This window comes from Streptomyces sp. NPDC058741 (assembly GCF_042746715.1).
Lineage (GTDB): Bacteria > Actinomycetota > Actinomycetes > Streptomycetales > Streptomycetaceae > Streptomyces.
In genome coordinates this window covers 192,454-216,037 of sequence record NZ_JBHYQH010000003.1, presented here as the reverse complement: position 1 = coordinate 216,037, position 23,584 = coordinate 192,454, and the positions used below count along the sequence as shown (strand labels likewise).

21 protein-coding genes, 4 tRNA genes and 1 pseudogene are annotated in these 23,584 nt (G+C 72.1%); 12 read left to right on the top strand and 14 right to left on the bottom strand.

Features of this window, described 5'->3' with window-relative positions; translation table 11 throughout:
- The first annotated feature begins 75 nt into the window (after positions 1-75).
- Positions 76-150, top strand: a tRNA-Asp gene (locus ACFW6P_RS03835).
- A 276-nt stretch (positions 151-426) separates the two neighbouring features.
- Entirely contained in the window at positions 427-627 is a 201-nt protein-coding gene (locus ACFW6P_RS03830; RefSeq protein ID WP_386348830.1) for a DUF6274 family protein, read from the top strand.
- A 462-nt stretch (positions 628-1,089) separates the two neighbouring features.
- On the opposite strand, the gene bldC is transcribed toward ACFW6P_RS03830, so the two are convergent.
- Together bldC and ACFW6P_RS03820 are read right to left on the bottom strand one after the other, a co-directional pair.
- Positions 1,090-1,296 (bottom strand): developmental transcriptional regulator BldC, encoded by a 207-nt coding sequence (gene bldC, locus ACFW6P_RS03825; RefSeq protein WP_003949541.1) that lies wholly within the window; start codon positions 1,294-1,296, stop codon positions 1,090-1,092.
- A gap of 600 nt (positions 1,297-1,896) precedes the next feature.
- Complete coding sequence (locus ACFW6P_RS03820) at positions 1,897-2,742, bottom strand: hypothetical protein (protein ID WP_386348833.1); 846 nt, start codon at positions 2,740-2,742, stop codon at positions 1,897-1,899.
- Between the two features lie 221 nt (positions 2,743-2,963).
- Here ACFW6P_RS03820 and ACFW6P_RS03815 point away from each other — a divergent pair, with 221 nt between their 5' ends.
- Together ACFW6P_RS03815 and ACFW6P_RS03810 are read left to right on the top strand one after the other, a co-directional pair.
- Positions 2,964-4,070, top strand: a complete 1,107-nt coding sequence (locus ACFW6P_RS03815; RefSeq protein ID WP_386348836.1) for a Leu/Phe/Val dehydrogenase — start codon at positions 2,964-2,966, stop codon at positions 4,068-4,070.
- Positions 4,071-4,375: 305 nt separating this feature from the next.
- The gene (locus ACFW6P_RS03810; protein WP_386348838.1) at positions 4,376-4,627 is read left to right on the top strand and encodes a DUF3073 domain-containing protein; all 252 of its coding nucleotides are present in this window, start codon (positions 4,376-4,378) and stop codon (positions 4,625-4,627) included.
- 84 nt (positions 4,628-4,711) lie between these two features.
- Here ACFW6P_RS03810 and purM read toward each other — a convergent pair whose 3' ends face one another.
- The 9 genes and pseudogenes from purM to purS all read right to left on the bottom strand — a co-directional run bounded on the left by purM (position 4,712) and on the right by purS (position 13,740).
- Entirely contained in the window at positions 4,712-5,791 is a 1,080-nt protein-coding gene (purM, locus tag ACFW6P_RS03805) for a phosphoribosylformylglycinamidine cyclo-ligase (protein ID WP_386422836.1), read from the bottom strand.
- A gap of 44 nt (positions 5,792-5,835) precedes the next feature.
- Positions 5,836-7,365: an amidophosphoribosyltransferase gene (gene purF, locus ACFW6P_RS03800; protein ID WP_386348844.1), complete on the bottom strand. Its 1,530-nt coding sequence runs from the start codon at positions 7,363-7,365 to the stop codon at positions 5,836-5,838.
- Between the two features lie 63 nt (positions 7,366-7,428).
- Positions 7,429-8,202, bottom strand: a complete 774-nt coding sequence (locus ACFW6P_RS03795; protein ID WP_386422835.1) for an META domain-containing protein — start codon at positions 8,200-8,202, stop codon at positions 7,429-7,431.
- A gap of 57 nt (positions 8,203-8,259) precedes the next feature.
- Complete coding sequence (locus ACFW6P_RS03790) at positions 8,260-9,057, bottom strand: sterol carrier family protein (RefSeq protein WP_386422834.1); 798 nt, start codon at positions 9,055-9,057, stop codon at positions 8,260-8,262.
- 10 nt (positions 9,058-9,067) lie between these two features.
- Complete coding sequence (locus ACFW6P_RS03785) at positions 9,068-9,898, bottom strand: peptidoglycan DD-metalloendopeptidase family protein (protein ID WP_386422832.1); 831 nt, start codon at positions 9,896-9,898, stop codon at positions 9,068-9,070.
- A 23-nt stretch (positions 9,899-9,921) separates the two neighbouring features.
- Positions 9,922-10,426, bottom strand: a pseudogene (locus ACFW6P_RS03780) (ArsR/SmtB family transcription factor); the annotation flags it as partial.
- Between the two features lie 118 nt (positions 10,427-10,544).
- Positions 10,545-12,803, bottom strand: a complete 2,259-nt coding sequence (gene purL / locus ACFW6P_RS03775) for a phosphoribosylformylglycinamidine synthase subunit PurL (protein ID WP_386348856.1) — start codon at positions 12,801-12,803, stop codon at positions 10,545-10,547.
- On the bottom strand, positions 12,800-13,480 hold the full coding sequence (gene purQ / locus ACFW6P_RS03770; RefSeq protein ID WP_386348859.1) for a phosphoribosylformylglycinamidine synthase subunit PurQ: 681 nt from the start codon (positions 13,478-13,480) through the stop codon (positions 12,800-12,802). The genes purL and purQ overlap by 4 nt, the downstream gene beginning before the upstream one ends.
- The gene (gene purS, locus ACFW6P_RS03765) at positions 13,477-13,740 is read right to left on the bottom strand and encodes a phosphoribosylformylglycinamidine synthase subunit PurS (protein ID WP_030251612.1); all 264 of its coding nucleotides are present in this window, start codon (positions 13,738-13,740) and stop codon (positions 13,477-13,479) included. Before purS ends, purQ begins: the two co-directional genes overlap by 4 nt.
- A 322-nt stretch (positions 13,741-14,062) precedes the next feature.
- On the opposite strand from purS, the gene ACFW6P_RS03760 reads away from it, so the two are divergent.
- The 8 genes from ACFW6P_RS03760 (at position 14,063) to ACFW6P_RS03725 (ending at position 18,666) form a co-directional block, all read left to right on the top strand.
- Positions 14,063-14,380: an Lsr2 family protein gene (locus ACFW6P_RS03760; RefSeq protein ID WP_386348863.1), complete on the top strand. Its 318-nt coding sequence runs from the start codon at positions 14,063-14,065 to the stop codon at positions 14,378-14,380.
- Positions 14,381-14,513: 133 nt separating this feature from the next.
- Positions 14,514-14,585 (top strand) — tRNA-Gly (locus ACFW6P_RS03755).
- 80 nt (positions 14,586-14,665) lie between these two features.
- Positions 14,666-14,738, top strand: a tRNA-Gly gene (locus tag ACFW6P_RS03750).
- A 131-nt stretch (positions 14,739-14,869) separates the two neighbouring features.
- Positions 14,870-15,835 (top strand): ABC transporter ATP-binding protein, encoded by a 966-nt coding sequence (locus ACFW6P_RS03745; RefSeq protein WP_386348866.1) that lies wholly within the window; start codon positions 14,870-14,872, stop codon positions 15,833-15,835.
- Positions 15,832-16,632 carry an ABC transporter permease gene (locus ACFW6P_RS03740; RefSeq protein WP_386348868.1) on the top strand — a complete coding sequence of 267 codons (801 nt, stop codon included), beginning with the start codon at positions 15,832-15,834 and terminating at the stop codon, positions 16,630-16,632. Before ACFW6P_RS03745 ends, ACFW6P_RS03740 begins: the two co-directional genes overlap by 4 nt.
- Before the next feature lie 23 nt (positions 16,633-16,655).
- On the top strand, positions 16,656-17,951 hold the full coding sequence (locus ACFW6P_RS03735; RefSeq protein ID WP_386348871.1) for a sensor histidine kinase: 1,296 nt from the start codon (positions 16,656-16,658) through the stop codon (positions 17,949-17,951).
- On the top strand, positions 17,948-18,568 hold the full coding sequence (locus ACFW6P_RS03730; RefSeq protein WP_386348874.1) for a response regulator: 621 nt from the start codon (positions 17,948-17,950) through the stop codon (positions 18,566-18,568). Before ACFW6P_RS03735 ends, ACFW6P_RS03730 begins: the two co-directional genes overlap by 4 nt.
- 22 nt (positions 18,569-18,590) lie before the next feature.
- A tRNA-Gly gene (locus ACFW6P_RS03725) sits at positions 18,591-18,666 on the top strand.
- A 67-nt stretch (positions 18,667-18,733) separates the two neighbouring features.
- Here ACFW6P_RS03725 and ACFW6P_RS03720 read toward each other — a convergent pair.
- The 3 genes from ACFW6P_RS03720 to ACFW6P_RS03710 form a co-directional block, all read right to left on the bottom strand.
- A complete protein-coding gene (locus ACFW6P_RS03720) occupies positions 18,734-19,633 on the bottom strand; it encodes a phosphoribosylaminoimidazolesuccinocarboxamide synthase (RefSeq protein WP_386348877.1) in 900 nt (299 codons plus the stop codon).
- A 120-nt stretch (positions 19,634-19,753) separates the two neighbouring features.
- Positions 19,754-21,226, bottom strand: coding sequence for a N,N-dimethylformamidase beta subunit family domain-containing protein (locus ACFW6P_RS03715; RefSeq protein ID WP_386422831.1), 1,473 nt, complete (start codon positions 21,224-21,226; stop codon positions 19,754-19,756).
- A 364-nt stretch (positions 21,227-21,590) separates the two neighbouring features.
- The gene (locus tag ACFW6P_RS03710; RefSeq protein ID WP_386422886.1) at positions 21,591-23,561 is read right to left on the bottom strand and encodes a hypothetical protein; all 1,971 of its coding nucleotides are present in this window, start codon (positions 23,559-23,561) and stop codon (positions 21,591-21,593) included.
- Positions 23,562-23,584: the final 23 nt, after the last annotated feature.

Below are 23,584 nucleotides of genomic sequence, written 5' to 3'. Positions count from 1 at the left end.
TGAGTTCGACCAGGCGCCCACCCTCCTGTAGAGTCTCTTCTCGCAGCGCAACGCAGCAATCGCACTGCGAAACCTGGTCCTGTGGAGCAGTTTGGAGTGCTCGCCACCCTGTCAAGGTGGAGGCCGCGGGTTCAAATCCCGTCAGGACCGCAGTGAAGGACGAAGCCCGCATCCTCAGGGATGCGGGCTTCGTCGTGCCTCAGGGAGGCCGTGCCCGCGGCGGAGCCGCCGTCGGACACAGCACATCCCGTCAGGACCGCATCGCAAGAGCCCGGATCCTCGGATCCGGGCTCTTCTTCGTGTGGGCCCCGCCGCCCGGCCTGCGCAGACACTCTCCGGGTGCCCTCGCGCCATCTTGACGGCCCGTCATTCCCTCGGTACCCCGGAACCAGGGCCGTTCCCCGTACGGCCCCGTGGAGGTGGCGTATGGCGGCATCGGCGAGGCACGAGACGCGGGCCCTGCTGCGCGCGCACCTGGCGGCCGCGTCGTCGTACCGGCATCTCACCCGGCACTGCCCGATCTGCCGTCGTCTGCTGCTGCTCGCGATGGAGTCCGCGCCCCGCTCCGGCGAGGAGCCGGCGGTCCCGGAGGAGCCGGTGGAGGACGAGAGTCCCGCGTCCGCGTGACGCCCCGGCCGGCCCAACACCCTTGACACGGTGGGGTGCTGGAGCCGGAGGGTCCCTTACCGCACCGGCCGCGGAACCAACAAGCCGCTTGGTATGTGACGGGTGTCACCGCATGAGTTCCGGAGAGAACGGTACTTACCCGTCTCCTACAAAGGGTCAATTTAATATGTGCCATTGCACCCTGACCGGGGCACCGCGCACAGCCGTTCCGACACCCCTCCCCAGAGACCGACAAGCCCGCTCGCAGCGGGGCCGTGGGCGGACGGTGGGCACACAAAAAGGATCGCGCTGGACCCGGCGGAGTCCAGCGCGACCGACGACGCACCCTGTTACGTGCCCGGAAAGCTCTTTCTGGCTTGGGCGTGGGGCCTGTTGGGGCAGCACCCCGCGTCGCTTGGAGCTGTGGCACCGGACGTCTCGGCCCGTTGGGGGACGGTCCGACATGCCCGGCTATTCAGTTGTTCAGGCCTCGCTGCGCTGCTGCGGAATGCCCGCGAGCAGAGCGCGGACCTCTGCCTCGCGGTAGCGCCGGTGCCCGCCGAGCGTGCGGATCGACGTGAGCTTGCCGGCCTTCGCCCACCGCGTGACCGTCTTGGGGTCGACACGGAACATGGTGGCGACCTCAGCCGGGGTCAGCAGCGGCTCGGCATCAGGGGTGCGAGCGGTCATGAGCGGCCTCCTCGGGAGAACCGAACCTTCTCGGTTCTTTCCTCTAAATTCTGCACCTTGACCCGCGTTGCCCGAAATGACGGACGCGAGTCGAGTCGGTTATAGGACGAACGGCTTGTCCTCGGCACTACAACTACACCATCTGTCCAGCCGCGTCGGCCAAACCGATGGAATTGCCCCTCCAGGCGTCCATCAGCGACGGAAACCGATGGACCATGCCATAGCGGACAGTCACGCCACTGTGACGATCAGTCACAGTGGCGATCAGGAGTCACGGGACCCCCCAAAGCATGTAATGCGGAGATTCCGCTCATAGTGCAGCACTACGGGACGGAAGGAGTCCTCCCCGGACTCCTTGTCCTATTTTGGCATGAGGGGGGGCAAGGGGCGCAAGGGCCAGGTAACGTGCAGTCCGTCACGCTTGGCCTGCTTGAGAGGTACGCCCGGATCGGGTCCTACGTCCCTTGTTGACGAAGCCTCAGGAACCGAACGGCCCGCTTCAGGGACTCGGTGCGAGGACGAAACCCCACATCGGGCGGTTCGTCAAACGTCAGTGCGTGACCGACCGGGAGCGGTGCGTACCGGTCCCGAGGTCAGGGGTCAGTTGGCCGACCGGAGATCCCGTACGGAACGCCACCGCTCCACGAGTCGGGCGTACGCCTCCCCCGCGGCGGCGCCGTCGCCCCGGCGCAGCGCGGCGATGCCCTCGGCCACGTCGGCCGCGGAGTGGTCCTCCTCCAGTATCCCGGCCGGCAGGGCGTGCACCAGGCCGCCGTAGTCCAGCTCCACGAGCGAGCGCGGGTGGAACTCCTCCAGCCAGCGCCCCACGTCCACCAGGCCGTCGATCAGCGGCCCCTCGTCCATGGCCTCCCTCAGGGCCCTCAGGCCCCGGGCCACCCGCCGCCGGGCCTGGACCATGGGCGTGCGGTAGCGCAGCACCGGCGGGCCGTCCTCGCTGTCCCCGGTGCCGTACTCGCGCTCCTCGTCGGCGACCAGCACGAACCAGTTGATCGGTACCTGCCAGGTGGCCGTGCGGATCCACGGCCGGGCGTCCGGGTTCTCCGCCTGCCAGCGCTCGTAGTCCTGGGCCGCCTGGCGGCGCAGGACCGGCGGCAGGACCGCGTCCAGGACGGGCGGCGGAAGTTCCCCGGAGAGCTCCTCCAGGGCCTGCCAGCCGCGCAGCCGGGTGCGCCACGGGCAGACGCAGACGACGCCGTCGACCTCGAGGACGAAGGCGTCCTCGCTCTCGTGCACCGGCACCAGGACCGGCGGGGTGGGGACCAAGTCGGCCAGGGCGCTGCGGAGTTCGTCCTGGTACGAGGGGCGGTCCGTCCTGCGGGCGTAGCGGGCCCAGTGGCCGCGCTCCGGTTCGGGGAAGGCGGCCAGCGGTTCGTACACGCGCAAGTAGCTCGCGTACGGGACGATCACCGAGGACACCTTGGGCACGCCTGCTCCCTCCCCCGCGCGCCGACACGAAAACCTTCCGGCCCCACTCACAGACGCACGGGAACTATGAGAATCGTCGCACGGGCGTACTCCGGTCGGAGGTGATCCTGTGCACGGTGCGGCCGGCGGGGCCGCCAGGCTCTAATCTCATGCTCAACAGTCCCCGCCACCCGCACGGGAGCTGCTCTCCACCCGCCGCAACTTACTCAGGAGTCACCACAGTGACCGACGTAACCGGCGCACCTGCTGATGTTCTGCACACCCTGTTCCGCTCGGACCAGGGAGGACATGAGCAAGTCGTGCTCTGCCAGGACCGCGCGAGCGGCCTCAAGGCCGTCATCGCCCTGCACTCCACCGCCCTGGGCCCTGCGCTCGGCGGTACGCGCTTCTACCCGTACGCGACCGAGGCCGAGGCCGTCGCCGACGCGCTGAACCTCGCCCGCGGCATGTCGTACAAGAACGCCATGGCCGGTCTCGACCACGGCGGCGGCAAGGCCGTGATCATCGGCGACCCGGAGAAGATCAAGACCGAGGAGCTGCTGCTGGCCTACGGCCGGTGCGTGGCCTCCCTCGGCGGGCGCTACGTCACCGCCTGCGACGTCGGCACGTACGTGGCCGACATGGACGTCGTGGCCCGCGAGTGCCGCTGGACGACCGGCCGCTCCCCGGAGAACGGCGGCGCCGGCGACTCCTCCGTCCTGACCGCCTACGGCGTCTACCAGGGCATGCGGGCCTCCGCGCAGCACCTGTGGGGTGACCCCATCCTGCGCGGGCGCAAGGTGGGCATCGCCGGCGTCGGCAAGGTCGGCCACCACCTGGTGGAGCACCTGCGCGCGGAGGGCGCCGAGGTGGTCATCACCGACGTGCGCGAGGACGCCGTGGGGCGGATCCTCGCCGCGCACCCCGAGGGCGTGACGGCCGTCGCCGACACCGCCACCCTGATCCGCGTCGAGGGCCTGGACATCTACGCCCCGTGCGCGCTCGGCGGCGCCCTGGACGACGACACCGTGCCGGCCCTGACCGCCCGGGTGGTCTGCGGCGCGGCCAACAACCAGCTCGCCCACCCGGGTGTGGAGAAGGACCTCGCGGACCGCGGGATCCTCTACGCGCCGGACTACGTGGTGAACGCGGGCGGCGTGATCCAGGTGGCCGACGAGCTGCACGGCTTCGACTTCGAGCGGTGCCGGGCGAAGGCGGCGAGGATCTACGACACCACCCTGGCGATCTTCGCACGTGCGAAGGAGGACGGCATCCCGCCGGCCGCCGCGGCCGACCGGATCGCGGAGCAGCGGATGCACGACGCGGTCGCGGCGCGCCGGGCGGGCTGACCCGGCCCGCACCGCGGCCTCGCACGTTTGGCCGGTACCCGCCGGCGGGCAGTTGGAGAGAACTCTCACTTCTCCCGGCGGGTCGACCTCCGAGAAGTGGTTAAAATCGCGGTTGACCAGCGAGGACGGGGCGCCTCGAAGGTCCTGGGCGCGGGCACGTCATGCGGGCGACGTACCGTATGGGCGCGGGCTCAGGTACCGTGGAAGCCCTACGGACCGGTCTCTCCGCGGAGAGTCCGTGCCGGACCATGAACGCGTGTCAAGACTCTGGGGCCGTCGAGCCCCGTCGTTGAGGGGGTCGAGCCATGGGGCGCGGCCGGGCCAAGGCCAAGCAGACGAAGGTCGCCCGCCAGCTGAAGTACAACAGCGGTGGGACTGATCTCTCACGCCTGGCCGAGGAGCTGGGCGCATCGACGTCGAATCCGCCACCGCCGAACGGTGAGCGGTTCGAGGACGATGAGCAAGACGACGACCTGTACGCACGGTACGCCGACCTCTACGAGGACGACGACGAGGACGAGGACGACCAGTCTTCGCGGCATCGTCGCGGCGCTTGACCCTGCACTGAGCACTCACCCGGTCGGTGACTCCGGTCACCGGCCGGGTTCTGTGCTGCGCGCAGGGTTACGACTCCGCGTGTCTCAGCTCGCGTAGTCACCGACCAGGGCGGCACCCGTGGGGTGCTCGCCCCGGTCCGTGATCTCGCCTGCCACCCAGGCGTCCACGCCGCGGTCGGCGAGGGTCGTCAGGGCGACGTCCACGGACTCCTGGGGGACGACGGCGATCATGCCGACGCCCATGTTCAGGGTCTTCTCCAGCTCCAGGCGCTCGACCTGCCCCGTCCGGCCGACGAGGTCGAAGATCGGGGCCGGGGTCCAGGTGGAGCGGTCGACGATCGCGTGCAGGTCGCCGGGGACGACCCGGGCGAGGTTGGCCGCGAGTCCCCCGCCGGTGACGTGGCTGAAGGCGTGCACCTCGGTGGTGCGCATCAGGGCCAGGCAGTCCAGCGAGTAGATCTTGGTCGGCTCCAGCAGCTCCTCGCCGAGGGTGCGGCCGAGCTCGTCGATGTGGGCGTCCAGCGCGAGGCCGGACTGGTTCAGCAGGACGTGCCGGACGAGGGAGTACCCGTTCGAGTGAAGTCCGGAGGACGCCATGGCGATCACCGCGTCGCCCGTCCGGATGCGGTCCGCGCCGAGCAGGCGGTCGGCCTCCACCACGCCCGTACCGGCGCCGGCGACGTCGAAGTCGTCCTCGCCCAGCAGGCCCGGGTGCTCGGCCGTCTCGCCGCCGACCAGGGCGCAGCCGGCCAGCACACAGCCCGCGGCGATGCCCTTGACGATGGCGGCGACGCGCTCGGGGTGGACCTTGCCGACGCAGATGTAGTCGGTCATGAACAGCGGCTCGGCGCCGCACACCACGATGTCGTCCATGACCATGGCGACCAGGTCGTGGCCGATGGTGTCGTAGACGCCCAGCTGGCGGGCGATGTCGACCTTGGTGCCGACGCCGTCCGTGGCGGAGGCGAGCAGGGGGCGCTCGTAGTTCTTCAGGGCGGAGGCGTCGAAGAGGCCGGCGAAGCCGCCGAGACCGCCGAGGACCTCGGGGCGCTGGGCCTTCTTCACCCACTCCTTCATCAGTTCGACGGCGCGGTCGCCCGCCTCGATGTCGACGCCTGCGGCTGCGTAGCTGGCGCCGCCCTCGGCGATGGGTGTCTCGGACATGGCTAGGAGAACCTTCGTGTCGTACGGCAGGTGAAACGGGCCGGCTACGGGCGGCGGATGGCGTCGGCGGCGGCCGTGGCGGCCGGGCCGGCGGCCAGCTCCGTCTCCAGCAGCTGCTTGCCGAGCAGCTCCGGGTCCGGGAGGTCCATCGGGTACTCGCCGTCGAAGCAGGCACGGCACAGGTTCGGCTTGGCGATGGTGGTCGCCTCGATCATGCCGTCGATGGAGATGTACGCCAGGGAGTCGGCGCCCAGCGAGGTGCCGATCTCCTCGATCGTCATGCCGTTGGCGATGAGCTCGGCGCGGGTGGCGAAGTCGATGCCGAAGAAGCAGGGCCACTTCACGGGCGGCGAGGAGATCCGGATGTGGACCTCGGCGGCGCCCGCCTCGCGGAGCATGCGGACCAGGGCCCGCTGGGTGTTGCCGCGCACGATGGAGTCGTCGACGACGACCAGGCGCTTGCCCTTGATGACTTCCTTGAGGGGGTTCAGCTTCAGGCGGATGCCCAGCTGGCGGATGGTCTGCGAGGGCTGGATGAAGGTCCGGCCGACGTAGGCGTTCTTGACCAGGCCCGCGCCGAAGGGGATGCCGGAGGCCTCCGCGTAGCCGATGGCGGCGGGGGTGCCGGACTCCGGGGTCGCTATGACGAGGTCGGCCTCGACCGGGGACTCCTTGGCCAGGCGGCGGCCCATCTCCACGCGGGAGAGGTAGACGTTCCGCCCGGCGATGTCCGTGTCCGGGCGGGCCAGGTAGACGTACTCGAAAACGCAGCCCTTGGGCTTCGCTTCCGCGAATCGAGAGGTGCGCAGGCCGTTCTCGTCGATGGCGACGAACTCGCCCGGCTCGATCTCGCGCACGAAGCTGGCGCCGCAGATGTCGAGGGCCGCGGACTCGGAGGCGACGACCCAGCCGCGCTCCAGCCGGCCGAGGACCAGCGGACGGATGCCCTGCGGGTCGCGGGCCGCGTAGAGGGTGTGCTCGTCCATGAAGACGAGGGAGAAGGCGCCCCGGACCTGCGGGAGGATGCTGTGCGCGGCCTCCTCGATGGTCAGCGGCTTGCCGTCCTCGTCGACCTGGGCGGCGAGGAGCGCGGTGAGCAGGTCGGTGTCGTTGGTCGCCGCGACGCGCGGGGTGCGGCCGCCTTCCTGCTTGGGCAGGTCGGCGACCATCTCCGCGAGCTGGGCGGTGTTGACGAGGTTGCCGTTGTGGCCGAGGGCGATGGATCCGTGCCCGGTGGCGCGGAACGTCGGCTGGGCGTTCTCCCAGACGGACGCGCCGGTGGTCGAGTAGCGGGCGTGTCCGACCGCGATGTGTCCCTGGAGCGAGCCGAGGGACGTCTCGTCGAAGACCTGGGAGACCAGGCCCATGTCCTTGAAGACGAGGATCTGCGAGCCGTTGCTGACCGCGATTCCCGCGGATTCCTGGCCTCGATGCTGGAGGGCGTAGAGCCCGAAGTACGTGAGCTTGGCGACCTCTTCGCCCGGAGCCCAGACACCGAAGACGCCGCAAGCGTCCTGGGGGCCCTTCTCGCCGGGGAGCAGGTCGTGGTTGAGTCGTCCGTCACCACGTGGCACGCCACCGAGTGTAGGCGAGGTCGACCACTGGTCCGAATTGGGGATACCGGACTTTCCGGGGGGTCACCGGTCGGCGACAGCGCGCACGCGCGTGCCGTCTTCGCTGGTCAGGGTGAGGGTTTCGTGATCGACCGCGTAGGCCGGCTTCCCGTCGAAAAGCCGCAGCAGCTTCTTCTCGCCGGCCATGAGTGAGTCTTCGCACATCATTCGGGTCGTGGCCGGAGGGCCGAGGGTGATACGGCCGTCGCCGACCGTGGCCTCGGCGTTCACCTTGTTGCAGCCGAGGCTGCCGGCGACGGTGCCCTTCCTCGCGTCGAAGGTGAGGTGGGCGCGGCCCTGGGTGTCGGGGCTGGTGATCGTCCACCGGGTGCCCGCCAGCGGGGCGTTCTCCGCCTTGGTCAGGCGAACGGTGTCCCCCCGGCCGGTGGTGAGGGTGAGGCGGTCGCTGTGCGCCCGGGCCTTCAGGTCCTGGCCCGAGAGGGCGCGCGCGAGGGTCTCCTCGAAGGCCGTCGGCTGGTTCACGCAGGCCATTTCGGTGGCCATGGCCCTGCCGAGCCGGATGCGGTCGCCCTCCACCTCGGCCTCGGCGCTGAAGCTGTTGCAGCCGAGGCTGCCCTCGGCGCGGCCGTCCTCGATGGCGACGTGCGCGCCGGCGGGGGCCCGGTGCGTCCTGCCGTCCGCGGTGACGCTGTCCACCCTCCACCGCACACCGGTCACGGGCTCGCCGGCGCCCACGGAGCCGCTGCCGCTGTCGGTCTTCTCGCTGCCGCAGGCCGCCATGAGCGGGACGAGCAAGGCGGCGGCCGTCAGGGTCATGCGCTGCTTCTGCCTGTCCATGTCACTTCGACGGAGGACCCGGGGGGATCGGTTCCCCTTGCGGCCTGCGCGTGACTCCTATGCCAGGAGCGGCAGGTGGGCCGACAGGTCGGCCCGCTCCCCACTGGCGCTGACCTCGGCCTCGCGCAGGGCGTCCGGCCAGGCCAGTCGCCCGGTCGCCAGCCGGATCCAGGTCAGCGGGTCCGTCTCGACGACGTTGGGCGGGGTGCCCCGGGTGTGCCTCGGCCCCGCCCCGCACTGCACCACCGCGTACGGCGGCACCCGCACCTCCGTCGAGCCGCCCGGTGCCCTGGCGGCCAGCGTGTCGGCCAGCAGCCGGGTGCAGGCGGCCAGGGCCTGACGGTCGTAGGGGATGTCCAGGCCGGGGAGGGCGGCGTTGAGGTCGTCGGTGTGGACGACGAGTTCTACGGTGCGGGTGACCAGGTAGTCGGCGAGGGGGAGGGCTCCGGCGCTGGTGGGGAGGAGCCGGGTGCCGGGGTGGGCGGCGAGGTCGGCGGTGAAGCGTTCCTCGGTGTCGGCGAGGTGGGCGACCGGGTCCGGGTGACGCTCCGCCAGTTCACGGGCGTACGCGGCGATGTCCGGTGCCTCGGCGGCGATGGCGGACGGCCAGTCGAGCAGCGTGCCGTCCTGCCGGGGCGGTTCGGGCAGGGCGACCAGCCGGGAGACCGCCCCGAGGGTCATCCCGACGTGCGCCACCAGGTCGCCGACCGTCCAGTCGCCCAGCCGGGTGGGCAGTGCGAGCTGGTCCGGGGTGAGTCCGGCGGCCGCCGCCCGTACGTTCCCGAACTGGGCGAGGACGGCTGCCCGGATCTTGGCGGGGTCGTAGCTGCGGGTGCGTTTCCTGGCCGGGGGCATGGGGGCCAGCCTAGGTGCTGTGCAGGACTGCCGGGGGTGCCTCGAAGGTCTCCTTGTCGCGGGGTACGCCGATGCCGTTCCAGGTGAAGGGGACGCCCCGGGCCGCGTCCGGGTCCGGGGCGTCCATCAGCTGGAAGTGCAGGCGGGGTTCGGTGGAGTTGCCGGAGTCGCCGCAGCGGGCGATCGGCCGGCCGGCCCGGACCCGGTCGCCCTCGCGGACGGTGAGGGAACCGCGCCTCAGGTGGGCGTAGGCGGCGTAGGTGCCGTTGCCGAGGTCGAGGACGCCGTGGTTGCCCAGGATGCGGCCGGTGCCGGTCAGTTCGCGCACCACGCCCTCGACGGGCATCAGGTGCACCAGCCCCGGCGGGGAGTGGCGGCTGAGGTGGTCGCGCCGCTCGTCGGCGGCCCGGACGACCGTGGCGTCGGCGGCGGAGAGGACCGGGGCGCCGAAGGACGGGAAGTCCCGGGGCGGCCGGGCGATCGGCCCGACCCGGCCGAAGCCGGGTCGGGCGCCCGGTCCGGGCTCGGCGAGGACGTCGATGGCGCACGTCTGCCCGTGGGCGTGGATGCCGTGGCTCGGGGTGCGGTCGGCCGGGCTGTTCAGCGCGGACCAGCGGCCGGTGACGGGCGCGGCGACCGCGAGGGGCTCCGGGGCGACCCGCGGGCTGTCCGGGGCGCCGCGCCAGCGGCTGGTCACGGTGACCACGGCCGCCGGCACCAGCGGCAGGAGGTCCCGCCCCACCGCGTAGCCCCGGCCGAAGCCGACGCGGGCCGCCACCATGGCGACGAAGACCAGTCGGAGCGCGTGGAAGGCCACCGTGCCGGCCTTGCGTACGGGCATCCCGTTCCCCCTTGCCGCGTCCACGAGCGGGCGATCGACAGGGCCACCAGCAGCGGGACGACCCGGGCCGCCGGGACCTCGTAGCGGCCGCGGCCCGTCGTCTGCAGCCAGCCGGCACCGGTGAGCTGGCGCAGGTGGCGGTAGATCTGGCCGGTCGTGCCGACCTCGTCCAGCTCGTCCAGCTCGGCGAGCGCGACGGCGTGCGGCGGCCGCCGAGGATCTCGCGCAGGAGCCGGAGCCGGACCGGGGGGCCGAGGGCCGCGAAGGACTCCGCCGCCGCGGTCCCGTCGTCCTCCAGCGTCCCTTCCGTGAGGGCTCCCGGCTGCCAGGCGTACGACTCGCCCGCCGGCAGGCGGACCGAGCCGGTGCAGGGGACACCGCCGCCGGCCGCGTCCAGCTCGGACAGCTCCTCCTTCAGGCCGTTCAGGGCCCGGAAGTCGCCCTCGTCGAGGGGGGCCGGTGCGCCGGGCGCCTTCCCAGGGCCGCAAGACGGCGTTCGAGGTCGGCGACACGTGCTTCGAGGTCCACTCCGTCGAGATTGCGGAAGTACGTGATCTCGTGGAAGAGGCACCGGGCGAAGGGAGTGCGAAGACGCCGAGGCCCCCGCCCGGCGGACCGGGTGGGGGCCTCGTGACGTACGGCCGGCTTACGCCAGCAGGGCCGGGATCGTGCTCTCGTGCGTCTCGCGCAGCTCGGACAGGGAGAGGGTGAACTCTCCCTGCACGTCGATCGTGTCACCGTCCACGACGCCGATGCGGGTGGCCGGCAGGCCCCGTGCACCGCACATGTCGTTGAAGCGGAGCTCCTCGGAGCGCGGTACGGCCACGACCGCGCGGCCCGCCGACTCGGAGAACAGGAAGGTGAACGCGTCCAGCCCGTCCGGGACGATCAGGCGCGCGCCCTTCCCGCCGAGCAGCGCCGACTCGACCACGGCCTGGACCAGACCGCCGTCGGACAGGTCGTGCGCGGAGTCGATCATGCCGTCGCGGGAGGCGGAGATCAGGATCTCGGCGAGCAGCCGCTCCCGCTCCAGGTCGACCCTGGGCGGCAGACCGCCGAGGTGGTCGTGCACGACCTGCGACCAGGCCGAGCCGCCGAACTCCTCGTGGGTGTCGCCGAGGAGGTAGAGCAGCTGGCCCTCCTCCCGGAAGGCGACCGGGGTGCGGCGGGCGACGTCGTCGATGACGCCCAGGACCGCGACGACCGGGGTCGGGTGGATGGCCGCCTCGCCCGTCTGGTTGTAGAGGGAGACGTTGCCGCCCGTGACCGGCGTGCCGAGCTGCCGGCAGGCGTCCGCCAGACCGCGCACGGCCTCCGCGAACTGCCACATCACCGCCGGGTCCTCGGGCGAGCCGAAGTTCAGGCAGTCGGAGACGGCCAGCGGCTTGGCGCCGGTGGTGGCGACGTTGCGGTACGCCTCCGCCAGGGCCAGCTGCGCGCCGTGGTACGGGTCGAGCTTGGCGTACCGGCCGTTGCCGTCGGTGGCGATGGCCACGCCGAGGCCGGTCTCCTCGTCGATGCGGATCATGCCGGAGTCCTCGGGCTGGGCGAGGACGGTGTTGCCCTGCACGAACCGGTCGTACTGGCTGGTGATCCAGGACTTGGAGGCCTGGTTCGGGGAGCCGACCAGCTTCAGGACCTGGTCCTTCAGCTCCTCGGACGTCTGCGGACGGGGCAGCTTGTTCGCGTCGTCGGCCTGCAGCTCGTCCTGCCAGGACGGGCGGGCGTAGGGGCGCTCGTAGACCGGGCCCTCGTGGGCGACCGTGCGCGGGTCGACGTCGACGATCTTGCCGCCGTGCCAGTAGATCTCCAGACGGTCGCCGTCGGTCACCTCACCGATGACGGTGGCGATGACGTCCCACTTCCCGCAGATCTCCAGGAAGCGGTCGACCTTCTCCGGCTCGACGACGGCGCACATGCGCTCCTGCGACTCGCTCATGAGGATCTCCTCGGGCGAGAGCGTGGAGTCGCGCAGCGGGACGTCGTCCAGGGTGACGCGCATGCCGCCGGAGCCGTTGGAGGCGAGCTCGGAGGTGGCGCAGGACAGGCCGGCCGCGCCGAGGTCCTGGATGCCGACGACCAGCTTCTCCTTGAAGGCCTCCAGGGTGCACTCGATGAGGAGCTTCTCCTGGAAGGGGTCGCCGACCTGGACGGCGGGGCGCTTGGAGGGCTTGGCGTCGTCGAAGGTCTCGGAGGCCAGGATCGAAGCGCCGCCGATGCCGTCGCCGCCGGTCCGGGCCCCGTAGAGGATGACCTTGTTGCCCGCGCCCGAGGCTTTCGCGAGGTGGATGTCCTCGTGCCGCATGACGCCGATGGCACCGGCGTTGACCAGCGGGTTGCCCTGGTAGCAGGAGTCGAAGACGACCTCGCCGCCGATGTTGGGCAGGCCCAGGCAGTTGCCGTAGCCGCCGATGCCGGCGACGACACCGGGCAGCACGCGCTTGGTGTCGGGGTGGTCGGCCGCGCCGAAGCGCAGCGGGTCGACGACCGCGACCGGGCGGGCGCCCATCGCGATGATGTCGCGGACGATGCCGCCGACACCGGTGGCCGCGCCCTGGTAGGGCTCGACGTACGACGGGTGGTTGTGCGACTCGACCTTGAAGGTGACCGCGTAGCCCTGGCCGACGTCCACCACACCGGCGTTCTCGCCGATGCCGACGAGCATGGCGTCGGACTCGGGGGCCTTCTCGCCGAACTGGCGCAGGTGCACCTTGCTGCTCTTGTACGAGCAGTGCTCCGACCACATCACCGAGTACATGGCGAGCTCGGCCCCGGTGGGCCGGCGGCCGAGGATCTCGACCACGCGCTCGTACTCGTCCTTCTTCAGGCCCAGTTCGGCCCAGGGCAGCTCGACGTCGGGGGTCGCGGCCGCGTGCTCGACCGTGTCCAGAGGCGTCCGGCTCATGCGTTGACCAGCTTCTTGAGGATCGAGGTGAAGAACGGGAGGCCGTCGGTGCGGCCGGTGCCGATCAGCGGCTCGACGGCGTGCTCGGGGTGCGGCATGAGACCGACCACGTTCCCGGCCTCGTTGGTGACGCCGGCGATGTCCCGCTGGGAGCCGTTGGGGTTGAAGTCCAGGTAGCGGAAGGCGACGCGGCCCTCGGCCTCCAACTGGTCGAGCGTGTACGCGTCGGCGACGTACTGCCCGTCGTTGTTCTTCAGCGGGATGTGGATCTCCTGGCCGGCCGTGTAGTCGGTGGTCCAGGCGGTCCCGGCGTTCTCCACGCGCAGCTTCTGGTCGCGGCAGATGAAGTGCAGGTGGTCGTTGCGCAGCATCGTGCCCGGCAGCAGGTGGGCCTCGGTGAGGATCTGGAAGCCGTTGCAGATGCCGAGCACCGGCAGACCGGCCTTCGCCTGCTCCAGCAGAGGCTCCATCACCGGCGAGAAACGGGCGATGGCCCCGGCGCGCAGATAGTCGCCGTAGGAGAAACCACCGCACAGCACCACGGCGTCGACCTGCTTGAGGTCCTTGTCCTTGTGCCACAGGGCGACCGGCTCGGCCCCCGCGACACGGATCGCGCGCCGGGTGTCACGGTCGTCCAGACTGCCCGGGAAAGTGACGACGCCGATACGAGCGGTCACTTCACGGCCTCCGCGACTTCCTCGACGCGGACGGTGAAGTCCTCGATCACGGTGTTCGCGAGGAAGGACTCCGCAAGATCGTGAATGCGGGCGAGGGCGGCCTCGTCGACCGGCCCGTCAACTTCCAGTTCGAAACGCTTTCCCTGGCGGACGTCCGAGATCCCGTCGAAACCCAGCCGCGGCAGTGCGCGCTGCACCGCCTGGCCCTGGGGGTCGAGGATCTCCGGCTTGAGCATGACGTCGACTACGACGCGTGCCACTGGCACTCCCGGTGTGTGGTGCTGAGCAGGTCCGTTCAGACTACCCGCACAAAATTTCTACGCGCGTCGACTTGTAGGAAGCTACGTGACCGTCATCACGATCCCGCATCGACCGCGCCACCGGTGAAAATTTCCGGGAAAGATTCCCGATCGACACCCGGAACCTATTGCGCCCGCCCGTCTCCCGCCCCCACCCTCAATCGACGTCGCTTCGCTCCCCCCTTGATTTTTGACACGCGGAAGGATTTAGTCGGGTTTCACATTGCATTGCCGGGCGCTGTACAAATGAATTGGCAAGTGCCGCAGGAAGGGGCCGATATTCGTGGCGCAGAAGGTCGTGGTCACTCTCTTCGACGACATCGACGGCTCGGAAGCGGCGGAAACGATCGCCTTCGGACTGGACGGGAAGTCGTACGAGATCGACCTGAGCGAGGTCCATGCCGGAGAACTGCGGAAGGCCCTCGCGCCGTACGTGGAGGCCGGCCGCAAGCGGTCCCGCTCGGGCAAGGCCTACCGGCAGACGGAGGTCGCCCCCGACCCGTCCGCGGTACGGGCCTGGGCCCAGGCCAACAAGATGGAGGTCCCCGCGCGCGGGCGCATCCCCAAGAGGGTCTACGAGGCGTTCAGCGCCGCCCGGTGACGGCCCGTCGGGCGCGGTCCGAGGTCCGGTCACCGCCCCTCGCGGCAACCGACTTGCGCAGCACCCCTGCTGATCAGCTAGAGTCTGGAGCACGCCGAGGGGCGAGGCCGAAAGGCCCGGCCCACTCAGACGTGCGGGTGTAGTTCAGTAGTAGAACATCCCCCTTCCAGGGGGAAGGCGCAGTGTGCGATTCCTGTCACCCGCTCTGCATCGCCGTACCGGCCACTGTGGTGGATCAGGTAGGCTGGTGCGCGCACCGGTCAGTGAGAGCTGGTCGGGAGCAATGCGGACGTAGCTCAGTTGGTAGAGCGCAACCTTGCCAAGGTTGAGGTCGCGAGTTCGAACCTCGTCGTCCGCTCGGGAAAGAGGCCCCGGTCCTTCAGGACCGGGGTCTTCTTCGTGTGCGCAGGGCGTCCCACTGACATTTGTCATGCCGAGTGATGACAGCGCGCACTGCCCCCGGGATCGTGCCGACGGGACGCTGAAGGCATGGAAACAAACGGACACGAACACGTGATTGAGGTCACTGACCTGCGGCGTGTGTACGGGGGCGGGTTCGAGGCGGTCCGCGGCATCAGCTTCTCCGTCCGGCGCGGGGAGATCTTCGCGCTGCTGGGCACCAACGGAGCGGGCAAGACCTCGACCGTCGAGGTGCTGGAGGGACTGGCGGCTCCGGCCGGCGGCCGGGTGCGCGTCCTCGGGCACGACCCGCACACCGAGCGCGCCGCCGTACGGCCCCGCACCGGCGTGATGCTCCAGGAAGGCGGCTTCCCGTCCGAGCTGACCGTCGCCGAGACCGCGCGGATGTGGGCCGGGTGCGTCAGCGGGGCCAGGCCGCCGGCGGAGGTGCTGGCGCTGGTCGGACTGGCGTCGAAGGCCGGTACCCGGGTCAAGCAGCTCTCCGGCGGCCAGCGGCGGCGGCTGGACCTGGCGCTCGCGCTCCTCGGCGACCCCGAGGTGCTGTTCCTGGACGAGCCGAGCACCGGCCTGGACGCCGAAGGCCGCCGCGACACCTGGGAGTTGGTGAGCGCTCTGCGCGACGGCGGGACGACGGTCCTGCTGACCACGCACTACCTGGAGGAGGCCGAGGAGCTCGCCGACCGGCTGGCGATCATGCACGAGGGCCGCATCGCCACCACCGGCACCCCGGCCGAGGTCACCGCCTCCCAGCCGTCCCGGATCACCTTCGAGCTGCCCGAGGGCTACTTCGTCGGCGACCTCCCGCCGCTCGGCGAGCTGGGGGTGAGCGGCCACGAGACCGACGGCCGGACCGTCCGGCTGCGCACCCACGAACTGCAGCGGGCCGCCACCGGGCTGCTGACCTGGGCCGCGCGGGCCGGGGTCGAACTGCGCCGGCTGGACGTGCGGTCGGCGTCCCTGGAGGAGGCGTTCCTCCACATCGCCCGGGAGGTCTCCCCGGAGCGGGCCACCACGAGCAAGGAGTACGCGGCATGAGCGCCACCCACCCCGAGTCCCGCCCGGCAGCGGCGACCACGCCGCTGAGCCGGATGACGGCTCTGGCCCGCGCCGAACTGACCCTGCTCGGACGGACCCGGGGCGCCCTCGTGGCCGCGCTGTTCGTGCCGCTGGTGCTGCCGGTCAGCGCCTCGCAGGCGGCCCGCGAGATGGACCTCGCCGAGGCCGGGCTCGACACCGGCACCTTCGTGCTGCCCGCCGCGATCGGCTTCTCCCTGCTGTTCGCCGTCTACTCGGTGCTCGTCGGCACCTTCGTCGTCCGGCGCGAGGAGCTCGTCCTGAAACGGCTGCGCACCGGTGAGCTGCGGGACGCCGAGATCCTGGCCGGCGCGGCCCTGCCGGCCGTCGTCACCGGGCTCGCCCAGAGCCTGCTGCTCGCCGCGGGGTGCACGGTGCTGCTGGACGTGGCCGCGCCGGCCGCGCCCCACTACGCCGTCCTGGGGCTGCTGTCGGGGCTGGTGCTGTGCGCCGCCCTGGCCGCCGCCACCGCGAGCTTCACCCGGACCGGGGAGAGCGCCCAGGTCACGCCGATGCCGCTGCTGATGGTCTCGATGGTCGGCTCCGGGATGTTCGTCCCGCTGGAGCTGCTGCCCGACAAGGTGGCCTCCGTGTGCGCACTGCTGCCGCTGACGCCCGTCATGACCCTGGTGCGCGGGGGCTGGACCGGCGAGCTGCCCGCCCCCGAGGCACTGGGCGCCGTCGCGACCGCGCTGGCCTGGATCGCCGTCGCCGTGTTTGCTGTACGGCGGCGGTTCCACTGGGAACCGCGGCGCTGAGCCGAGGGGGGAGTGACGGGCTGATGCGCGGGCCGGGCGGATGGTGGCGGCGCAAGACGACGCCGGCGAAGGTCGAGACGTACACGCGGTGGTCGTTCCACTTCTTCGCGGTGATGGAGTTCTGCTCCGTCGGGCTCACGTCCGTCGCGCCGCTGGGGCCGCGGCTGGGCGGCCTGGTGCTGCTGATGGTGGGCGTGCACGCCGTGGTCTGCTTCGCCACCGTCTCCCGGGCGCTGGACTGGACGCGGGGACGCAGGCCCCAGCCCGTCGGACTGCTGTGGACCCTGGCCACCGTCACCGCCGTGCTCTCCGTCGCCGCCCTCGGCATCGTCGAGCACGGGCCGCGCGGCGACGACGTCGACACCGCCGCGGGCGGCGTCTTCGGCGTCGTCCTCGTCTTCGGACCGGGCATCCTCGCGCTCGGCGTCCGCGACCGGCGGCGCGCGTTCGGCATCCCGGGCGGCTTCGCCCTGGGCGCCTGGCTCGTGGCGTCAGCGTTCGGCGCCCCCGCGTCCGCCGCGCTCCTCACGGCGCTGATCGTGCTGGCGGGCGGGGGGTTCATCGCCTTCACGGCCGTCTTCTCCGTGTGGCTGCTCAACGCCGTCTACGAACTCGCCGAGGCCCGCGACACCCGGGCCCGGCTCGCCGTCGCCGAGGAGCGGCTGCGGTTCGGGCGGGACCTGCACGACGTCATGGGCCGCAACCTCGCGGTGATCGCCCTCAAGAGCGAACTCGCCGTGCAGCTCGCCCAGCGGGAGCGGCCCGAGGCCGTGACGCAGATGGTGGAGGTGCAGCGGCTCGCGCAGGAGGCGCAGCGGGAAGTGAGGGAAGTCGTCCGCGGCTACCGGGAGGCCGACCTGGCGTCGGAACTGGCCGGGGCACGGGGAGTGCTGGCCGCGGCGGGCATCGCGTGCACGGTGGACGCGGTGCCGGTGGCCGGACTGCCGGCGGCGGTGCGGCCGGCTCTGGGATGGGTCGTCCGGGAGGCGGCGACGAACGTGCTGCGGCACGGGGACGCACGGCGGTGTGCGGTGAGGCTGCGGGTGACGGAGGGGTGTGTGGTGCTGTCCGTGGAGAACGACGGGGTCACCGGGGTCGCGGACGGGGCGCAGGGAGCGTCGGCGCCGGCCGGCTCCGGACTCGCCGGGCTGCGGGAGCGGCTGGCGGAGCTCGACGGGACGCTCGAGGCGGGGCCCGCGGGGAAGGGCATGTTCCGGCTGACGGCGGAGATTCCGCTGCCGTCGGTGCCGGCCCGGTCCCCCGCCCACCGCGCCCCGTCCACCGCCGAGCTGGACGCCGTGCCTGAGGTCACGCCATGACGGCCGGGCAGCCCGTGCGGCTGCTGCTCGCCGACGACGAGCACCTCATCCGTGGGGCGCTCGCGGCGCTGCTGTCGATGGAGGACGACCTGACGGTCGTCGCCGAGGCGGCCACCGGTCCGGAGGCGCTGGCGATGGCGCGGGCGCACCGGCCCGACGTCGCCGTACTGGATCTGCAGATGCCCGGCGCCGACGGTGTGAAGGTCGCCACATCGCTGCGGACCGAACTGCCCGGCTGCAAGGTGCTCATCGTCACCAGCCACGGGCGGCCCGGGCATCTGAGGCGGGCCCTGGAGGCCGGGGTGCGGGGGTTCGTGCCGAAGACGGTGAGCGCCCAGCGGCTCGCGGAGCTCATCCGGACCGTGCACGCCGGGAACCGTTACGTCGACCCGGAGTTGGCCGCCGACGCGATCGCCGCCGGGGACTCGCCGCTGACCCCGCGGGAGGCCGAGGTGCTGGAGCTGGCGGCCGACGGGGCGCCCGTCGCGGAGATCGCCGAGCGGGCCGCGCTGTCGCAGGGGACCGTGCGGAACTACCTGTCGTCGGCCGTCTCGAAGCTGGGCGCCGAGAACCGGCACGCGGCGGTGCGCCTCGCGCGGGAGCGGGGTTGGGTATAGTGGGTCCCGCGCCACGGCGCGTGCGAACGTAGCTCAGTTGGTAGAGCGCAACCTTGCCAAGGTTGAGGTCGCGAGTTCGAACCTCGTCGTTCGCTCCAGTGAGAAGCCCCCCGGTCCCGCCGGGGGGCTTCTTCGTGTCCGCTTCTCGCCGCCTTACGAGCAGGCCTACGACCAGCTCGTGCCCGTGAGGCGCTCGTAGGCCTCTGCGTACTTGGCGCGGGTGGCGTCGACGACCCGCTGCGGCAGGACCGGCGGCGGCTGCTCGCCCGCGCGGTCCCAGCCGGACTCCGGCGACGTCAGCCAGTCCCGCACGAACTGCTTGTCGTACGACGGCTGCGCGCGGCCCGGCTCCCACTGGTCGGCCGGCCAGAACCGGGAGGAGTCCGCGGTGAGGACCTCGTCCGCGAGGACCAGGGTGTCGCCGTCGAAGCCGAACTCGAACTTGGTGTCCGCGAGGATGATGCCCCGCTCCCGGGCGATGTCCCGGCCCCTGGAGTAGACCGCGAGGGTCGCCTGGCGCAGGTGGGCCGCGGTGTCCGCGCCGACCTGCCGGGCGACCTCCTCGTAGGAGACGTTCTCGTCGTGCTCGCCGACCTCGGCCTTGGTGGCCGGGGTGAAGATCGGGGCCGGCAGTTCGCTGCCGTCCGTCAGGCCCTCCGGCAGGGCGAGGCCGCAGACCGTGCGGGTCTCGCGGTACTCGGCCAGGCCCGAGCCGGTCAGGTAGCCGCGGGCCACGCACTCCACGGGCACCATCCGCAGCGACTTGCAGACCAGCGTGCGGCCCTCCCACTCGGCCGGCGCGCCCTCCGGCAGCTCCGTGCTCAGGACGTGGTTCGGGACCAGGTCGGCCAGCCGGTCGAACCACCACAGGGAGAGCTGCGTGAGGATACGGCCCTTGTCGGGGATCTCGGTCGGCAGCACCCAGTCGTACGCGGAGATGCGGTCGCTGGCGACCATCACGAGGTCGCCCGCCTCGTTCCGGTACAGCTCGCGCACCTTGCCCGTGTGCAGATGCACCAGGCCCGGAACCTGGATCGGCTCGGGCTCTTCTACGAATCCGGACACGGTTCCTCCCCGTGGTTGAAACAAGAGGCGTGCCCGCAGGGCTCCCTCAGGGTGGTGGCGGGAGACGGGCGGGCCTACGGCTCGATTCTCCCGTATGCGAGCCACCTCACGGACAGCGGGTCAGTCGCGTTTGCAGATGCGGTCCAGGAGATTGGCGGTGGCGCGCTGGATGCGCGGGTCCACGTGGCCCGGGCGGTCCAGGGCCGGGGACCAGGCGAACGTTCCGGCTGCGAAGACCCAGGCACCCGACGGAGCGCGGTAGAGGGACGTCTCCTGGTGACGCGGGACGCCCCGCTTGTCGGTGTACGGGGAGTGGGCGAGCAGCACGCGCTCCTCGTGGCCGGGCAGCGGGGTGCGCGGGAAGTAGCGGTCGGCCTCGCCCGCCACCAGGTTCTCGATCTCGTCGCCCTCGTGGGCCCCGGTCGCCTCCCACAGCCAGTGCCCGGCGTTGCGCACGAGCAGCGGCTGCGGCTCGGGCACCTGGCCCGCGTACTGGATGCCGATGAGCTGCTGCTCCGCCCGGTCGATCTCCCGCCACAGCACGGGCCGTCCGGGGCCCTTGCGTTTGCGGCAGGTCAGCAGCCGGTGGGGGACGCCGGACGGGGAAGGGCCCAGTTCCACCTGCCAGTACATGGAGTTGGCGGAGAGGAAGACGAGCGAGGTGCCGGCGTCGCGGGCGGTCTCGACGGTCCGGCGCATGTCGGCCGACCAGTACTCGTCGTGGCCCGGGAAGACCAGGCCCCGGTAGCGGGTGGGGTCGACACGGCCCGCGTGCAGGTCGGCGGCGTCGGCGTAGGCGAGGTCGTAGCCGTAGCGCTCGGCCCAGCGGATGACGTCGTAGGCGTGGCCGACGTGCAGCGGGAGGCCGACGCCCGCGTAGGGGCGGTCGAACGACACGGTCGTGGCGGCGTCCGCCTCGCCCAGCAGCCGGCCCTCCTCGTCCCAGGCGTGGTAGAGGCTCGCGCCCGTCCGGCCGTCCTCCGGGTAGAGGTTGTACGCCTGCCAGGTGATGTCGGGCAGCACGAGCAGCAGGTCCGCCGGCTGGTCGTGGCGGACGGTGAACGGGACGTGGGAGCGGTAGCCGTCGGCAGTGGTGAGGACGGCGACGTACGCGCCGACGGTCCAGTACGTCGGGATCTGCAGCCGCCAGGACAGCCACCAGTGGTGGCAGGAGACCGTGCGGTCCGCGGTGAGGGGCGGGGGCTGGACGATGCCGGACAGGCGCGGGCTGGTGGTGATCTTCGCGGCGCCGTCACCGCCGTAGTGGCCGATGCGGTAGACGTCGACGGCGAACTCCTGCGGCGGGTCGACCGTGACGCGGAAGTCGATGGCCTCGCCCGGGGCGACCGCGCCGGTGGAGGTGAAGCCCTTGATCTGGCGGTTCACGTCGTCGGCCGCGCGGGGCCCGCCGGAGCGGCAGCCCTTCGAGGGGTGGAGCGCGTCCTGGTCGACGTACCAGGGGACGATCCGGCCGGTGTCGTCGAAGTACGTCACGTTGCCGCGCAGCCACGGTACGGGGCCCTGCCCGAAGGGATCCGTCACGGCGTGCGCGAGCGCTCCCGACTCCCAGCGCGGGATCTGCTCCGAACCCATGCTGCTTCCCCTCCCCTTGCCCCCGTGGTGGTGCCCGTCGGTGTGGTGTGCGCGGTGGTGTGCGGGCTGTTCTTGTGTGCGGTGCGGTGGTGTTCTTGTGTGCGGTGCGGTGGTGTTCTTGTGTGCGGTGCGGTGGTGTTCTTGTGTGCGGTGCGGTGCAGACGGTGCGCTGTGCTTACGGCGGTGCGCTGTGCCGCTGCGGCGGCTTCGGGCTTATGTGCGTGTCGTATGTCATGCGCCCTTGCCCTGCACATGAACGGTCTCAGCACATCACATGTAGCGCGCACTCCGTCACTGTTCGTCGCGAATCGGCCAGGAGCGGAAGTCGAAGATCCGGCGGGGGGCGGGACGGCCCGGGTGGGGATCAGGCGAGCCGGACCGGCTTCTCCGGCCGTATCCCCAGCTCGGCCAGCCATGCGCGCAGCGGGGCGGGGTCGCCGTCCTCGATCAGGGCGAGGACCTTGGGCGCCAGGTCGGCGGCGCGTTCACCGCCGGAGACGAGGAGCGTCGGGCCGTCCAGCCAGTCCAGGCCGGGCGTCGCCCCCGCGGTGTCCATCGCGGCGCAGCAGAGCATCGCCGTGAGGTGGTCGGCGAGCAGTTCCCGGCCCGTGCGCGGGGGCTGGAGCGGGAAGAGGGGGAGGGCCCGGTCGTCCCAGAGGGCCGCCGTCGGGTCGGGCCCGGCGGGGGTGGGCTGGGGAAGCGCCGGGGCCGGGGCGGCCTCCTCGCGGGCCAGTTCGGCGCTGAGGTGGGCGGCGAGGGCGGCGCTGCGGGCCGTCGTACCGGCGAGGTCCTCGTCGTGGGCGGTGGCGGCGGTGGTGCCGGTGGCGGCGGTGGCGGCGGTCGTGCCGGTGGCGCCGGTGGCGCCGGTCGTGCCGGTCGTGCCGGTGGCGCCGGTCGTGCCGGTCGTGCCAGTGCCGCCAGTGCCGCCGGTGCCGGTTCTCCAGGCGGGAGGTGAGGCCGGGGCGGGGGTGTTTCCTTCGGGGCCGGTGTGGGCGGTGGGCCAGGGGGTGTCCGGCAGGGGGGACGCGCCGGGCAGGGCGGCCGTCTCCGTCAGGTGGTCCAGCACGCGGGACAGGGTGGGGGCTGCGGTGGCCGGGGACGCGGGTCCGGGGACGGGGCGGACCCCCATCGTGTCCAGGACGCGGTGGAGGCGGGCCGCGTCGAGGCGCCACTTGCGGTCCACGACCTCCTTCGGGTACTCGCTCCAGTCCACCGGCGACCAGTCGGGCCCGGCCCCGGTGGGGCCGCCGTGGAAGAGGCGGGCGGCGAGCAGGGAGGCGGCCTCGTCGACCGCGCCCGGCTCCTCCAGCAGGTCACAGGCGGGCCGCTCGCCGAGGCGGGAGGCGAAGCCCTCGGCCAGGCGGTCGCGCCGGGACAGCTCCGTGAGCGCCGCCACCACGCCCGCGTCCAGCCTGGACGGCCAGCGGCCCATCCGCCATGCGGGCAGCGCGACCCGGGTCAGCAGCCGGTCCCAGCCCGCGTAGGCGAGGCCGACCTGCTCCTGGGCGACGATCCGCAGCCCGTAGTCCACAGCCTGTGCACGCTCCGCGGCCGCGGCGGCCACGCCCCGCTCCATCTCGGCGGCGTGCTGCCGGCAGCCGCGCAGCAGCAGCCGGGCCACCCAGCCGACACCGGCGAGCACGGCCCGTGACACCGGGTCGCGACGCGGCTCGGAGGACACGGCCACCGCCGCGTCCAGACCGCGCACGAAGCGCCGGGCGGCGGCTATGTCCGGGTGGGCGGAGGGGCCCGTACCGGCGACGACCGGTGCGAGGACCGCGCGCAGCTCACCGACCCGCATCCACCACAGGAACGGGGAGCCGATGACCAGGATCGGTGCAACGGGATGCCGGCGGTGCCCGGCCTTCCCGCCGCCCGCTATGTCGTCGTGCTCGTCGGCCGGGGGCAGGCCGTGGGCCCGGTGGGTGCGGTGGGTGCGGTGGGTGCGGTCCTCCAGCCAGCTGTCGCAGTCGGGGGTGAGCGCTATCGCGGAGGGCGCGGGGACGTCGAGGCGGTCGGCGAGGTCGCGCACCATCCGGTACAGATCGGGGGCCGCGTCCTCCGCGATCGGGACCGTCGGGCTCACGGCGGGGCGGGCCCGGTCCACGACCAGGGCGACCCCGCCGGCGGCGAGCAGCACCAGGACCGCGACCGGCGTCAGAACCCAGCGGGCGGCGTCCCAGACGGGACCTTCGAGGCGGTCCCCGGCGGCGCCCGCGAGCAGGATCACGGCGACGGCGGCGGGCAGCAGGGCGACGGCCAGCGCGCGGCTGCGCACGCGCAGCACGACCAGCGCCCGGGCCCGCGCGATCCGCGCACCTGCCTCCACACCCACTCCGGTCACGACCGACCTCACCC